Genomic DNA, 14,807 nt, shown 5'->3' with positions numbered 1-14,807 from the left:
TACGGTTTATCTTTCCGGCAGCAGGATCAGGGCTAGGTCAGGGACCAGCGACACCAGGATCCACACTGAAATCAGAGCAAACAGATAGGGCACCGTATAGCGCAAGAGCTTGAAGTAGGGAACGCCTGTCACGCCTGACGCAACGTATAGGTTCAGGCCGTAAGGCGGAGTGATGAAGCCGATGGAGGCCCCCACGAGAAAGATCACGGCAAAGTGGATCGGATCGACGCCGATATTGGCCGCAATCGGCGCAAGGATCGGGGCGAGGATGATCGTCACAGGCAGTGATTCCAGAACCATGCCGAAGATGAACACGATGGCCATGGCCGTGAACAGGACCGGGTAGAACCCGCCCATCGACGTCACGAAGTTGCCGATCACCTCCTGCGCGCCCAGAAGCGACAGGATCTGCTGCATCACAACCGAGATGGCGATCAGCGGCGCGAGGATGCCCGTGATCTGGGCCGAGCGCATGACGATGCCGGGTATCTGCGGGATGGTGAACCCTTCGACCACCAGCATTGAGACGGCGGATTTTTCCGACCAATCCTTGCTCTGGTCCATGTTGAGTGTCTTGGAGATCACCCAGCTCACGAGGCCCGCGATGATGCCGAAGCCCACGGTCACGCCCGCCGCTTCGGTGGGAGAGAACTTGCCGGTGTAGATGCCCCAGAGCACAAGGCCGATGGCGAAGAAGCCGAGCCAGGCGCCGAGACCGGTTTTGAACACCCGGAAGGGCGACAGGGCAATCAGGTAGCCCCAGCCGTTGCGCCAGCAGATGATGAAGCAGGCGAGCATCATGCCCAGAACCATGAGCGAGCCGGGGATGATACCGGCAACGAACAGGTCCGAGATGGGCAGGTTCATCAGGAAGCCGTAGACGATGAAGATGATCGACGGCGGGATGATGATGCCGACGGTGCCGCCCGCAGCCGCTGTCGCGGCAGAGAAGCGTTCGTCATAGCCGCCCTTGACCATTTCGGGGTGCAGCATCGAACCGATGGTGGCCGTCGTGGCCGAGTTCGAGCCGGAGATCGCGGCGAAGAGGCCGCAAGCACCCAGCGAGGCCATGGCGAGGCCGCCCCTGATCCAGCCGAGGCAGGCATAGGCAAAGTCCGACAGTCGCCGGGCGATGCCCGAGCGGTTGATCAAGTCACCTGTCAGGATGAAGAGCGGCATGGCCAGAAGCGCAAAGCCGTCCGTAAACACGTCCTGCAGGGCTGCGCCCATGTTCAGCAGTTGCAGGTCCAGAACGTAGGACATGCCGATGACCCAGTAGGCGATGACCAGGAACACCGGCACGCCCATCATGAAGAACAGGGTAACGCCGATGGAAATCAGCGTGATGAGGGTTGGATCGCTCATGCGTCACCTCCGATCACAGCGGCTTCGATCATCTCGTTGCCATTGCGGTATTTGTTGATGTCTTTCACGAGGTTTTCGAACACGCGAGCGGTCAGCAGAATAAATGCGATGGGCACGGTGCCCAGGAACCACCACTGCATCACGTTGTCGGTGCCGAGCATGATGGCAAAGTTGGCCGCAGCACGGACGGTTTCCTGCGATGTGGTGACAACCACGATCCACGCAAAGCAGAACCACAATATGGCATCGAGGATCAGAAGGGCGAATTGAACGACCCGCGGTGATCCGCGGCGGAACTCGGCAAAGGCGAGGTGCGTGCGCAGCTTGACGTTATAGCTGCACCCGACCCAGGTCATAATGAGGAACAGGAAGGGTGGCAGCGTCGTCGACCAGGCAGGCTGGCCGCTGAGGTAGAAACGCTGGATCACGCCCGCAAAGATGATGTAGCCGATAGCGAGGTACGCGATAACCATCACGGCCGGTTCCAAGTTGCGTTCGATGAAGGGGACCGCGCGATAAAGCAGCGCGACCAAGACGCCGCCCAAGAAGGTGACGATGAAACCCAGCGGCCACATTCCGGCATTGCCGCGCAGAGCGGTTTGCATCTCGAATGAGTCGGCTGTCATTAGGGCTGAGATGATCTCTCCCATGCCCGCGATCATGTCCATGATGCACCTCCCTCGTGCCTTGCATAGCCGTTCCGACATCTTGTCGTGTCAGGACACGGAAATCCACGCCGGTGTGGACCGGCATGGATTGTTGCCTGGGCAAAGATGCCCAAGCATTTGATTTTGCGAGAAATCCGGTCGGCGGATTAACCGCGCCACCAGCGGCGGGGCTCGACGTTCTCGGCCAGGGTGTGCGGGTTCTGGCGAACACCGTCGTAGATTTCCTGGTACGTGTCGATGCCGTCGGCCCAACCGTTGATCCGCTCGCGCCACTGCTCCCACAGTTGCGGTTGGAACTCGGGCGAGCACTGCTCTTCCGCTTTCTTGATCTCTGCGTCGGACAATGCGGCGACGCGCACGTTGTTCTGGGCAAAGATGGTGTCCGGACCCTGGTGCGGGTGCGAGAAACCAACGGTGTTGACCAGCGCAGCTTCGTTTGCGGCCTGGACGTGCACCTGTGTCAGGTAGGACGATTCCATCACCGCGTCTTGCAGCTCGCCCGACAGGTTGTCGAAGCTTTGCGCGTTCATGGCGGTGTGTTCTGTGCCGCAGAAGAAACGCAGGTCGACACATTGGCTGACGACGGGCGACATGTTGGCGTAGGCCACGGCCGATGCCCATGTTTCGGCGCCATCGATCAGGCCCTGCTTCAGACCGTCGAGGGTTTCTTCCCATGCCACGGGCACAGGGTTCAGGCCAAGCGCGTTCATGGCAATACGGCCAAGCTGCGTGCCGGTCACGCGGTTCTTGGTGCCGCGCAGAACATCGATGTTGTCGACCGTGGGCTTGTCTTCCCACGCCAGGCCCAGCTGGATCCCGCGCAGTTCGGCGTGGGTGAAGAGGAACTTCAGGCCGTGACGCTTCTCGAACGGGTCGCGCAGGATGCGCTGGCTGTCCGGGCTGTACATGAAGTAGTACTGGTCGGCCCGGCTGCGGAACATGTAGGCATAGTCCAGCACGTTCAGATAGGGTGCACCACCGGCGGAGTTCTGGGTCGACGCGGCGTAGAGGTCGACGATCCCCTGCTGCGCTTTTTCAACGCAAGAGAGCTGACCGCAGATCTGGTTGTTGCCGATGAACTCGATGCGAATCTCACCGTCTGTGCGTTCTTCAAGGTCGCGGGCGAACTCAAGGCAGCCTGCGCGCTCGATCAGCAGGTTCTGCTGGTTGAAGCCGGCAGCGCCAAATTTCAGCACGTGCTTGGGCTCTTTCGCGAACCGTTTTTCGTAGGTTGATTCTGCCGCCGCAGCCAGATTGGCAAGGCTCATCGCACCACCGAAGCTACCCGCTGCAAGCAGCGTGGAGCTCAGGCCATACCGACCAGCCACACGGAACAGATCGCGGCGCGAAATGCCCGCGAGGTTTTTCTCAAGTTTCATGCAATCCTCCCTGATACGCATTATTGAGACGTTTTATCTCAGAAAAGGCTAGCGCAGCGAAAACAATCTGCCTAGTCTTTTTTTGACTTTAAGTTCGGGAGGGGTCGTTTTGGAAGCCGATTATGTCATCGTGGGTGCCGGAAGCTCTGGTTGCGTGATTGCAAATCGCCTGAGCGAGGACCCAAACACCAAGGTTGTCTTGCTTGAAGCAGGCGGCCGGGACTGGAATCCGTGGATTCACATTCCCGTGGGGTACTTCAAGACGATCCACAATCCGAATGTCGACTGGTGCTACAAGACCGAGCCCGATCCGGGCCTGAATGGACGGTCCATCGAGTGGCCGCGTGGCAAGGTGCTCGGCGGCTCATCATCGCTGAACGGGCTGCTCTATGTCAGGGGCCAGCCGCAGGACTATGACCGCTGGGCGCAGATGGGCAATCGCGGCTGGGCGTGGGACGATGTGCTGCCCCTTTTCAAGCGGTCGGAGAAGAACGAGCGAGGCGCGGACGAGTTTCACGGCGACCAGGGAAACCTGTCGGTATCCAACATGCGCATCCAGCGACCGATCACCGATGCGTGGGTCGCCGCCGCACAGGCGGCAGGCTACAAGTTCAACCCCGATTACAACGGCGCGGATCAGGAAGGTGTTGGTTTCTTTCAATTAACCGCCCGCAACGGACGGCGGTGTTCGTCTGCCGTGGCGTTCCTGAACCCGGCCCGCAGCCGCGAGAATCTGAACATCGTCACCCATGCCCAGGTCGAAAAAATCGAGCTGGATGGCAAGAAGGTGACGGGTGTGTCCTACCGCGACAAGGGCGGGACATGGCAGACCGTGAAGGCCCGCAAGGAGGTGATCCTGTCAGGCGGTTCCATCAACTCGCCGCAGCTTCTGATGCTGTCGGGAATCGGGGAAGCTGCCCAACTTCAGGAGCATGGGATCGACGTGGTTGCCGACCTGCCAGGCGTGGGCAAGAACCTGCAGGATCACCTGCAGGCGCGGCTTGTCTACAAGTGTAACGAACCCACGCTGAACGACGAGGTGTCGAGCCTGTTCGGGCAGGCCAAGATCGGCCTCAAATACATGATGTTCAGGGCCGGTCCGATGACCATGGCGGCGAGCCTCGCCACCGGGTTCATGAAGACGCGGGAGGATCTCGAGACGCCGGATATCCAGTTCCACGTCCAGCCTCTTTCTGCCGAAAACCCCGGCAAAGGCGCTGACCCGTTTTCGGCCTTCACCATGTCGGTGTGCCAGCTTCGGCCCGAATCAAAGGGGGAGATTCGGCTCCAAAGCAAGGACGGGCGCACCTATCCGAAGATCATCGCGAACTACCTGAGCACCGAAACCGACTGCCGTACGGTGGTCGACGGGGTCAATATTGCGCGGAATATCGCCCGCCATGCGCCGCTGACCTCGAAAATCTCGGAAGAATATCGGCCCCACGCAGACTTGCCCATGGACGATTACGAGGCAACGCTGGACTGGGCGCGCAACAATACAGCATCAATCTATCACCCGACCGGCACTTGCAAAATGGGGTCGGACAAGAGCGCAGTGGTGGATGATCAGCTACGTGTGCACGGCATAACCGGCTTGCGGGTTGCGGATTGTTCAATCATGCCGGAGATCGTAAGCGGCAACACCAATGCCCCTGCCATCATGATCGGCGAAAAGGCATCGGACCTGATCCGCGGCGTGGCTTAACCGCTGCGCCAGAGCGGCTCGGGTTCGTGCAGGGTTTGCAACTGATCCACCGGCACGCCCGAGACGCGATCAATCAGCAGACGGGCCAGTTCGCGGCCTGTCGCCACCAGATCCTCGGCCACTGTGTCGATCTGCGGATAGAGCGTGGGCAGGATCTGGGTCGTCTGGCGGCAGATCAGGTCATAATCGCGGCCCAGCGCCTGACCTTTGTCGGCCATACCGCCCATCAGGGCGAGGGTCGCCAACTCATTGTTACTGATGATCGCATCGAAAGGGTCCCCGCGTTGCGCAAGCGACTGCCCAAAGGCGCGGGCCGTATCGGTTGAGATCAGGATACCGGTTTCCGTCGCCACCTCTCCGGTCATGCCATGCCCTGCCAGCGCGCGGTGAAAGCCGCCAGTGATCTTGGCAAAGTTGGTGGTGGCGTCATCCTCGGCCACGAGAACGAAGCGCTTGCGCCCGCGCGCGATTAACCGTTCCACAGCCATCTCGACATACCGCTCGGCATGAAAGTCGTGGAAGGCATGGGCAGCATAGAACTCTGTCCGCCCGTGCGAGACAAAAGGAAAATCCGCGTCGATCAACATCTGCACCCTGGGGTCACGCGCACTGGTGTGGGTCAGGATGATTCCGTCGGACGTGCGGTTTTGCAGCACGTAGCGCACTGAGTCCTCGGGCGTGGCGCCCTGCAGGTCAGGGATGACGTTCAGGTGATACTTGGTGCCGGACAGGTGCGCCCCGATCCCTTCGATCATCTGGCGTGTGTAGTCGATGGTGTTCTTGGCCGGTGACAGCACCAGCGTCAGGACGTTGGTCTGACCCGTACGTAAACGTACGCCCGCACGATTGGGCACATAACCAACTTCGGCCGCAGCGCGAGCGATCTTGTCGCGCGTTTCCTTTTTCAACCGCGACCCGTCGCGCAGGGACAGCGACACGGTCGACAGGCTGAGACCGGTGATCTCGGCAATTGTCTTGAGCGTCGGTGGTTTGCGGGTCGGGTCGGCCATGGCCTGCCTAGGAAAATGGATATTGGTCACTGGAGGTAACAGAACAGGCTGCGGTCCTTCGATCAACCGCGAATCAAAGTGCATCGTTGCAACTTTTTTGGCGTATGGGATGCCGCATCGCGGCAAAAATATGATTTTTCTCATATTTTTTGGGAATTTCCGTGATGGAGAAATCTATTGCATCGTTGCAATTATCTGCGACCATTTATGGCAGGTTCCGTTCGGATGCTGCGCAGGCGACTGAACCAAAAGACGATCAAAGGGAGGACACCACATGACCGCAACCAAAGGTCTGATGACCGGCACGGCAATGGCCCTTGTGCTGGGCGCAAGCGCCGCAATGGCCGAGGACATCCGTTTCTGGACAACCGAGGAACAGCCCGAGCGGCTTGCCAAACAGCAGGAGATGGCAGCCCAATTTGAAGAGGCGACCGGCAACTCTGTCGAAGTGATCCCGGTCAGCGAAACCGATTTGGGCACGCGCGCCACGGCCGCCTTTGCCGCAGGCGATCTGCCGGACGTGATCTACCACTCGCTGCAATATGCGCTGCCATGGGCCGAAGCAGGTATTCTGGACACCGAGGCCGCAACCGAAGTTGTGGACGGTCTTGGCCGCGACACCTTTGCCGAAGGGCCGCTGTCTATGGCGGCCTATGATGGCGACATTGCCTCTGTCCCCGTGGATGGCTGGACGCAGATGGTTGTTTATCGCGCGGATCTGTTCGAAGAGAAGGGACTGGAGCCGCCGAACACATATGCCAATGTGCTGGCCGCGATCGGGGCGCTGCATAATCCGCCGGAGATGTATGGCTTTGTCGCGGCGACCAAGGTGGACGAGAACTTCATGTCTCAGGTTCTTGAGCATGTGTTCCTTGCCAATGGCGTGAGCCCAGTGGGCGACGGCGGGTTCCAGGAACTGGATGTGGCAGCCACGACCGAGGTGCTGGATTTCTATAAGGCCATTGCTGAAGCATCCCCGCCAGGTGAGCTCTATTGGAAGCAGTCACGCGAGATCTACTTCGCCGGTGGTGCAGCCATGATCATCTGGTCGCCCTTCATTCTTGACGAGTTGGCCGGGTTGCGTGACAGCGCAGCACCCACCATCAACGATGATCCGACGACCAAGGAGTTGGCGGCCAAGACGGGTATCGTCACCAACTTTGCCGGTCCATCGAACCCGGACGGTGCCGCATGGGGAGATGTGCGGTATTTCGGGATCACGTCCGATGCGGACACCGAGGTGGCGCAGGCCTTTGTCGAGTTTTCGATGAATGACGGCTATATGCAGACCCTGTCCATCGCCGCCGAAGGCAAATTTCCCGTTCGGACGGGCACCGCCGATGCGCCGGACAAGTTTTCGGCCGCATGGTCGGAGATCCCCGTGGGTGTGGATCGCAAGGCGCCGATGAAAGATCTGTATTCCGCCGAGATGCTGGACGAGATCGTGGGTGGTCTGAAGGTGGCCCAGCGCTGGGGTGTCGCGGAAGGACAGTTGGCGCTCGCATCGAAGATGATCAACAGCCAGGCGATCAACCGCATCGTGCGTCAGTATATTGACGGCGAGGTGGATGCCGCTGGTGCCGTGGCCGCGATGAACAGCGAGCTGTCGGCGATCAACTAAGGCCCGCGCGGTCATCGAGAGGGCGGCTGCGCCTGCCCTCTCTCTTCCCCCGCTCCCGAGTTCCCAATGACCCACCCTACCCCACCGAGCACCCGTGGTGCGCTTGAACGCCGCGAGGCACGGCTGGCCTGGTCGCTGCTGCTGCCCACCATCGCCATCGTGAGCCTGGTGATTGTGCTGCCGCTGCTGGCGATCTTCTGGATCAGCTTCAAGCCTGTGGGCCTTGCCGATCTGCGCCCCGTGGCCCCAGTGGTCCGCGAGAGCCTGCGCGAGCGATCGGGCGCGATGGTGATCGAGTACCGGGTGCGCAATTCGTCCCAGCAGAAAGAGATTGTCGGGATGGGGTTCACCGACACGCTGCATGATGGTGTGACGCTAGGGGCGCTGCCTGAGGAGTGCGCGGTCGACGGGGGTCTGCTGCGCTGTACTTTTGGCGATGTGGAAGGCGGCTTCAACGAACGTATTCGCATCCCCGTCACGTTGGACGGTGACTCGGACACGCTGGAAGAGATCGTCGAGGGCAGCGCGCCGTCGGGTTATGGCACCGGCGACAACATCCTGACGAATTCCGAGTTCACGCTCGACAATTTCGCCCGCATCTTTGACGGGGACGAGTTCTGGTCCGTGCTTTGGGCCACGACGTTCTACACGGTCTTTGGCACGATTGGCGCGCTTGTCGTCGGGCTGTTTGCGGCACTGCTGCTCAATAAGTCGTTCCGCGGCAAGGGTGTGCTAAGGGGCCTTTATCTGTTTCCCTATGTGTCTCCCATCATCGCCGTGGCCTTTACTTGGGTGACTCTACTCGATCCCTTCTCAGGCTCGCTGAATGCACTCTTGATCCAGATGGGCGTGACCGACAGCCCCATCAACTTCTTCGGGCAGCGGCCCCTCGCCCTGATCATGGTCACGGTATTCGAGATATGGCGGTATTTCCCGCTGTCCTTCCTGTTCATTCTGGCCCGTATGCAGTCCATCGACACGGACATGTACGAGGCGGCCGACATGGACGGCGCCTCGCCGTTCCAGAAATTCTGGTATCTGTCGCTGCCGATGCTTCTGGGCATCCTGTCGGTCCTGTTCCTGTTGCGCTTTATCTGGACTTTCAACAAGTTCGACGACATTTTCCTGCTGACCGGGGGCAATGCGGGTACGCGCACGCTGACCGTGAACGTGTACGAACAGGCCTTTGCCATCTCGAATATCGGCGCTGGTGCTGCGGTGGCGGTGGTGATCTTTGCCACGCTTTTGCTCTTCAGTTTTTTCTTCTTCAAATACATCAGCCAGGAGGAAGGACTGTGAGGGTGGATGCCGCAAAACAAGTTTGCGTCTCGCCTGCGGCGGGCGGGGTGCAGGGGCGCTGCCCCTCTTGGCCTGACGGCCAATTCACCCCGGCATATTTGACGAACAATGAAGGGGCACGGCCATGAGCATGTTGCGTCAAGGTGCTGTGACCGGAGGGCTGATCGGGCTGTTCTGGGCCTTTATCATTGCGATCACGGTGTCCGTCACATTGTCCTTTGCGTCCGGTCTTGGCTTCCGGCCCGGGTCGCTGGGGTGTCTGGTCCTCGGGCTGGGCGGTGGCTTGGCTGCTGTCTACCTGCGCGATGCTCGGATGCTTGCGGGCGGTGTCATCCTGTTATCGGTTGTGCTGATGTTCACGCCACTTTCACCGATCCTGTTCGGTGAGGGCGTGCCGGTGTTCTGGCAGGTAATGGCAGCGCTGTCCTTTGGCCTGTTCATGATCTGGCCTCTTAACATCATGCTGGTCGAGGCGCACCCCGGTGCCATGAGCCGCCATGCGTTCGAAGACGCGGTGATCCGGTTCCTCACCGGTTTCGGCTACATCGTCTTCACCGCCGTCGTGCTGATCCCCTTCTATGTCATGGTGATGACCAGCCTGAAGTCGCAGCAGGCGCTTCTGCGCAATCCGCTGGATTTCTCGATCGAACTCAGCAGGGGCTGGGATCTGTTTCGCAGCTACGCCGAGCTGTTCGGGCAATTCAACTTCGGCAGCTATCTGTGGACGAGCTTTTACGTCTCGGTGCTGACAGTGCTGATCACGCTGCTGTTCAGCGTCCCCGGTGCTTACGCCGTGGCCCGGCTGCGCTTTCGGGGGCGGGCCGCGTTCTCACGGTCGATCCTGCTGATCTACATGGTGCCGATGATCGTGCTGGCGCTGCCCATTTACATCGCATTTTCCATGACGGGCCTGCGCAACACCATTCCGGGGCTGTTGATGATTTATCCGGTCACCACCATCCCCGTGGCGCTTTACATGCTGCAAGGTTATTTCCGCGGCCTGCCGGGTGAGGTCGAGGAAGCAGGGCTGATGGACGGCCTCAGCCGCCTGCAGGTGATCTGGAAAATCACCCTGCCCCTGTCGCTGCCCGCGATGGTGTCGGTGTCTCTCTACGTCTTCATGATCGCCTGGAACGAGTTCCTGCTGGCCTTCATGCTGCTGGACGATCCGTCAAAATTCACGCTGACGCGCGGCGTCGCCATGCTGAACTCTTCTGAAATTCCACGCCAGCACCTGATGGCGGGTGCAGTGATCGCGACCTTGCCGATCATGGCCCTGTTCCTGGGGCTGGAGCGGTTCATGACGAAAGGGCTGACCGCCGGGTCAGTGAAGGGATGATGCGAGACATAACATCGACCGACATGCGCGACGAAGAGGCGCGCGCGATCCTCAAGCGCAACGACCGGGGGGGCTACACGATCCCGACCTCGGGCCTTTATCCCTACCAGTGGAATTGGGACAGCGCCTTTGCCGCCGTGGGCTTTGCCGAATTTGACATCGACCGCGCATGGGCAGAGATCGAGACGCTGTTTTCCGGCCAATGGGACAACGGCATGGTGCCGCATATCCTGTTCCACGTGCCAGATGACGGGTATTTCCCGAACCATGACGTCTGGCAAGGCACGGGACCGATCCCGTCCTCCGGCATCAGCCAACCGCCTGTGGCCGCGACCATGGCGCGGCTGGTGCTGGACAAAGACCCCGATGCCGGACGCACCCGCATGGCCGCGCTCTACCCCAAAATGTTGGCGTGGCACCGTTGGTTCATGGACTGGCGTCTGGACGACGGCGCCGTGTGCGTCACGCACCCTTGGGAGGCCGGGCGTGACAACGCCCCGGATTGGGACGCGGCCATGGCCGCGATCACGCCCGACGGTGTGGGAGACTACACCCGCCGCGACACCACCCATGTGGACAGCTCCATGCGGCCCACAAAATACGACTACGACCGTTACATCTGGCTGGTCCAACGCGGGGCGCGACTGGGCTGGGACGAGGCCGCGATGCTTGAAAACACCCCCTTTCGCGTGGCTGACCCGACCATGACCTTTATCCTCCTGCGCGCGACCCGTGATCTGATCATGCTCGGACAGATGTTGGGGGAACCCGTGACCGAACTCGAGGGATGGGTGGCGCGGCTTGAAGCGGGCGCGCAGACCCTCTGGAACCCGGCGCTTGGCTGTTTTGACAGCCGCGATGTCGTGGGCGGCAGCTGGGCCGGCTCAATCTCGAACGCCTCTTTCCTGTGCTGGTATGCCGGTATCGACGCGCCGGACATGCACACACGGCTGGCGGAGGTGCGGGCCCTGACCAAATATGGCGTGCCCTCGCTCAGCCCGGATGACCACCGCTTTGACGGCAAACGGTACTGGCGCGGGCCGGTCTGGGGCATGATGAACATGATGATCGGGATGGGCCTGACCGAGATGGGTCTGCCGCAGGGCGAAGACGTGCGCCGCAGCACAGGCGACCTGATCGCAGAGCACGGGTTTGCGGAATATTTCGACCCGCGCGACGGATCACCCGCCGGTGGTGGCACCTTCACCTGGACGGCGGCTGTTTGGCTGGCCTGGGCCTCTCCCTCACGTCAAGGAGCCTGAACTGATGGGCGCGATTACACTGAACGCCGTCGAGAAATGGTATGGCGAGGTGCAGGTGATCAAGGGCGTGGACCTTGCCATAAACGATGGCGAGTTCATCGTGTTTGTTGGCCCATCCGGCTGCGGCAAATCCACTTTGCTACGCATGATTGGTGGCCTCGAGGACATCAGCCGCGGGTCGCTGGACATCGACGGGCAGGACGTGACCGACCAGCCGCCATCCAAGCGGGGCTTGTCGATGGTGTTTCAATCCTACGCGCTCTACCCGCACATGTCGGTGCGCGACAATATGGGGTTCTCGTTGAAAACGGCGGGCGCGCCAAAGGCGGAGATAACGGAGAAGGTAGATGCGGCAGCCGCCACGCTGAAGCTGGATCAGTATCTGGATCGGCGGCCCAAGGACCTGTCGGGGGGCCAGCGCCAGCGGGTCGCGATTGGCCGGTCTATCGTGCGCGAGCCGACTGCGTTCCTGTTTGACGAGCCGCTCTCGAACCTTGACGCCGCGCTGCGGGTCGAGATGCGGTACGAGATTTCCAAACTGCACCAGGCGCTGTCGGCCACGATGATCTATGTCACGCACGATCAGGTGGAAGCGATGACGCTGGCCGACCGGATCGTGGTGCTGGATGCGGGGCAGATCATCCAGGTGGGCACCCCGCGTGAACTCTACAACCACCCCGGCAACGTCTTCGTGGCGCAGTTCATCGGGAGCCCCAAGATGAATGTCTTTGCCTGCTCGGCGTCGGGTGGCAGCTACACCGTGCCCGGAGGCCGGACGGGACCGTATCCGGTGGCGGATGGCGCGACGCAGATGGGTATTCGACCGGAGCACATCACTGTGGATGCCGCCGGAGCGGGCCAGTGCGACGGGACGGTTGACGTGATCGAGTATCTGGGCGCCGACACATTCGTGCTGCTCGACTGTGGTGCTGCCGGGCAAATCAACGTGCGGATTTCTGGCGATGCGGACCTGCAGGTCGGGGATGTGGTAGGGCTCAGCTTTGACGCGGCACGGACGCATTTCTTTGATGCGGATGGGAAAACGATAAAGGCGTAAGCCGCACCAAGGTATCGTTCAATCGTCCCATTCCACGTCGAACTTCGTGACCACGGCGCGCACCTGATCTTCCGTCAGCCCCTGCGCGCCCATGCTGCGCGTCATTAGCGCCAACCGCGCGGTGTCCTCAAGCTCCTCAATCGCGTTGCAAGCGGCCTCGACATCCTTGCCCGCAACCACGGGTCCATGATTGGCCAGCATCACCGCGGACCGCTTGCCCGCCAGACCGCGCACTGCCTCTCCCATGGCCCGATCGCCGGGCAGGAAGAACGGCAGAAGCTGCACCTTTCCAAGCTTCATGATCCCGTAGGGTGTCAGCGGCGGCAGGAAGTTGTCTGCATCCGTGTCCGGCAACATCGACAGGGCGACCGAGTGGCAGGAATGCAGGTGCACCACCGCACCTGCCGTGCTGCGCGTGTCGTAGAAGGCTGTGTGCAGCGGCATTTCCTTGGTCGGTTTGTCCCCCGCCACATGCTTGCCTTGCGGATCGAACCGGCTGAGCCGCCCAGGATCAAGACGGCCAAAACTCGTGCCAGTGGGCGAGACAAGCAGCCCGCCATCCTCGGTCCGGGCCGAGATATTTCCAGTGGAGCCATGGGTCAGCCCGCGATCAAAGAGCGACTTGGCCAGAAGGCAGATTTGTTCGCGCAGCGCGCTTTCCGCACTCATCCCGCCAGCACCGTGTTTGCCTTTTCAAAGAAGTCCTCGGCCCCGAAGTTCCCGGATTTTAGGGCGACAACCAGATCGGGTCCGGCGCGCAAAGCGGGTACGCCCGGATCGATCTCTGGGCCTATCTCAAGGGTATCGAGACCCAAACCTTCGATCACCGCACCCGACGTCTCGCCTCCGGCTGTTATAATCCGTGTTGCTCCGCCATCACGCACGGCGCGGGCAAAATCTGCAAAGAACCCTTCAAGCGCCGATGCCGACGCCTCGCGCCCGAACTGATGCTGCACCTGCCGCACGACATCCGGATCGGCAGAGGAATAGAGCAACGGCACGCCATCCTGAGCCAAGGCCCAAGTCGCAGCTTCCCCAGCCGTCAACCGCCCTTCGATCACATCCGCCGCGACAACCTCGCGCGCCGGATGCTGCGCCGCATGACGCGCCACCTGCGCGCGCGTGGCGATGGAACAGGAGCCCGACAGCGCCACCGCCCGACCCGTCTGCCCCGTCCACGGCACAGCCCCTGCTACGCACCCGAAATTCGCGGGCAGACCCAGCGCGACGCCCGACCCGCCGGTGACCAGTGAAAGGTCCTCAGCCGCAGCCCCGATCGCACGCAAATCCTCGTCCCGGATCGCGTCGACGACGATATGCCGCTTGCCTGCATCCTGCGCCGCCTGCAAGGCCGAGCGGATCGCCTCCGCCCCGGCAAAAACCGATGCCGCACCCACATGGCCCACCTCGTGCCGCGTCTGCGGCGCCAGCCAGCGGCGCAAGTCGGGGTCGGTCATCGGCGTCAGCGGGTGGTTCTGCATCCCGCTCTCGCTGAGCAGAACGTCATTCACGAACAAATGCCCTTGGTACACCGACCGCCCTGTGCCCGGAAATGCCGGGCAGACAATCACTTGATGGGCATCTAAAGCTTCGGCCAAAGCATCCGCAACAGGACCAATGTTACCCTCAGGCGTCGAGTCGAAGGTGGAACAATATTTGAAGAAAAACTGCGTGCACCCCTGCGCCTTGAGCCACGCTAACGCCTCAAGCGACTTCGCCACAGCCTCGCCAGGATCAATCGACCGGGACTTGAGCGCGACCACACCCGCCTCGACCGACGGATCGGCATCGACGGAAGGCACGCCGGTGTACTGCGTCACGCGCATCCCTTCCTTGGCGAGCGTGTTGGCCAGATCACTCGACCCGGTAAAATCGTCCCCGATACATCCCAGTTTCAAAGCGGCTCTCCCTGTATTTGCGCGCACCAAAGCATCCGCGCGCCCGGATTGGCAAGCAGTGCAGTCAAACCCGCGAAATTTCGGAATTTCCCGGTTTGTTACGGTCTTGAAACTTTGGCATTTCCGCTGCGGCGCACCCCCTTGCGAAGACCTGTGCAGCCCCTGTAGGTTTGCGCAAACATCGACAAGCCTGAAAGGGGCGCG

The 14,807-nt window shown here is 61.1% G+C and carries 12 protein-coding genes; 6 read left to right on the top strand and 6 right to left on the bottom strand.

The features are described 5' to 3' along the window. Positions 1-6: 6 nt before the first annotated feature. The 3 genes from KUV51_RS01885 to KUV51_RS01875 form a co-directional block, all read right to left on the bottom strand. Positions 7-1,365 (bottom strand): TRAP transporter large permease, encoded by a 1,359-nt coding sequence (locus KUV51_RS01885; protein ID WP_222519924.1) that lies wholly within the window; start codon positions 1,363-1,365, stop codon positions 7-9. Beyond that, entirely contained in the window at positions 1,362-2,033 is a 672-nt protein-coding gene (locus KUV51_RS01880; protein WP_222519923.1) for a TRAP transporter small permease, read from the bottom strand. Before KUV51_RS01880 ends, KUV51_RS01885 begins: the two co-directional genes overlap by 4 nt. 146 nt (positions 2,034-2,179) lie before the next feature. Next, on the bottom strand, positions 2,180-3,412 hold the full coding sequence (locus KUV51_RS01875) for a TRAP transporter substrate-binding protein (protein ID WP_222519922.1): 1,233 nt from the start codon (positions 3,410-3,412) through the stop codon (positions 2,180-2,182). Positions 3,413-3,521: 109 nt separating this feature from the next. Here KUV51_RS01875 and KUV51_RS01870 point away from each other — a divergent pair, with 109 nt between their 5' ends. Next, on the top strand, positions 3,522-5,117 hold the full coding sequence (locus KUV51_RS01870) for a GMC family oxidoreductase (RefSeq protein WP_222519921.1): 1,596 nt from the start codon (positions 3,522-3,524) through the stop codon (positions 5,115-5,117). On the opposite strand, the gene KUV51_RS01865 is transcribed toward KUV51_RS01870, so the two are convergent. Further along, complete coding sequence (locus tag KUV51_RS01865; RefSeq protein ID WP_222519920.1) at positions 5,114-6,127, bottom strand: LacI family transcriptional regulator; 1,014 nt, start codon at positions 6,125-6,127, stop codon at positions 5,114-5,116. The genes KUV51_RS01870 and KUV51_RS01865 overlap by 4 nt on opposite strands. A gap of 274 nt (positions 6,128-6,401) precedes the next feature. Between KUV51_RS01865 and KUV51_RS01860 the strand changes: the two genes are divergently transcribed. The 5 genes from KUV51_RS01860 (at position 6,402) to KUV51_RS01840 (ending at position 12,705) form a co-directional block, all read left to right on the top strand. Continuing rightward, complete coding sequence (locus KUV51_RS01860; RefSeq protein WP_222519919.1) at positions 6,402-7,748, top strand: ABC transporter substrate-binding protein; 1,347 nt, start codon at positions 6,402-6,404, stop codon at positions 7,746-7,748. A gap of 66 nt (positions 7,749-7,814) precedes the next feature. Continuing rightward, positions 7,815-9,047: a carbohydrate ABC transporter permease gene (locus KUV51_RS01855; RefSeq protein WP_222519918.1), complete on the top strand. Its 1,233-nt coding sequence runs from the start codon at positions 7,815-7,817 to the stop codon at positions 9,045-9,047. Positions 9,048-9,171: 124 nt separating this feature from the next. Beyond that, entirely contained in the window at positions 9,172-10,386 is a 1,215-nt protein-coding gene (locus KUV51_RS01850; RefSeq protein WP_222519917.1) for a carbohydrate ABC transporter permease, read from the top strand. After that, positions 10,383-11,648: an MGH1-like glycoside hydrolase domain-containing protein gene (locus KUV51_RS01845; RefSeq protein ID WP_261385606.1), complete on the top strand. Its 1,266-nt coding sequence runs from the start codon at positions 10,383-10,385 to the stop codon at positions 11,646-11,648. Before KUV51_RS01850 ends, KUV51_RS01845 begins: the two co-directional genes overlap by 4 nt. Positions 11,649-11,652: 4 nt before the next feature. Then, the gene (locus tag KUV51_RS01840; protein WP_222519916.1) at positions 11,653-12,705 is read left to right on the top strand and encodes an ABC transporter ATP-binding protein; all 1,053 of its coding nucleotides are present in this window, start codon (positions 11,653-11,655) and stop codon (positions 12,703-12,705) included. Positions 12,706-12,723: 18 nt separating this feature from the next. Here KUV51_RS01840 and KUV51_RS01835 read toward each other — a convergent pair whose 3' ends face one another. Next, entirely contained in the window at positions 12,724-13,374 is a 651-nt protein-coding gene (locus tag KUV51_RS01835) for an aldolase (protein ID WP_222519915.1), read from the bottom strand. Continuing rightward, entirely contained in the window at positions 13,371-14,603 is a 1,233-nt protein-coding gene (gene otnK / locus KUV51_RS01830; RefSeq protein WP_222519914.1) for a 3-oxo-tetronate kinase, read from the bottom strand. Before otnK ends, KUV51_RS01835 begins: the two co-directional genes overlap by 4 nt. Between the last annotated feature and the right edge of the window lie 204 nt (positions 14,604-14,807).

Origin of the sequence: Tateyamaria omphalii (assembly GCF_019802125.1) — a bacterium.
GTDB classification, from domain to species: domain Bacteria; phylum Pseudomonadota; class Alphaproteobacteria; order Rhodobacterales; family Rhodobacteraceae; genus Tateyamaria; species Tateyamaria omphalii_B.
Note: the sequence above shows the minus strand (reverse complement) of the source record. Positions and strands in the feature narration are given on the sequence as shown.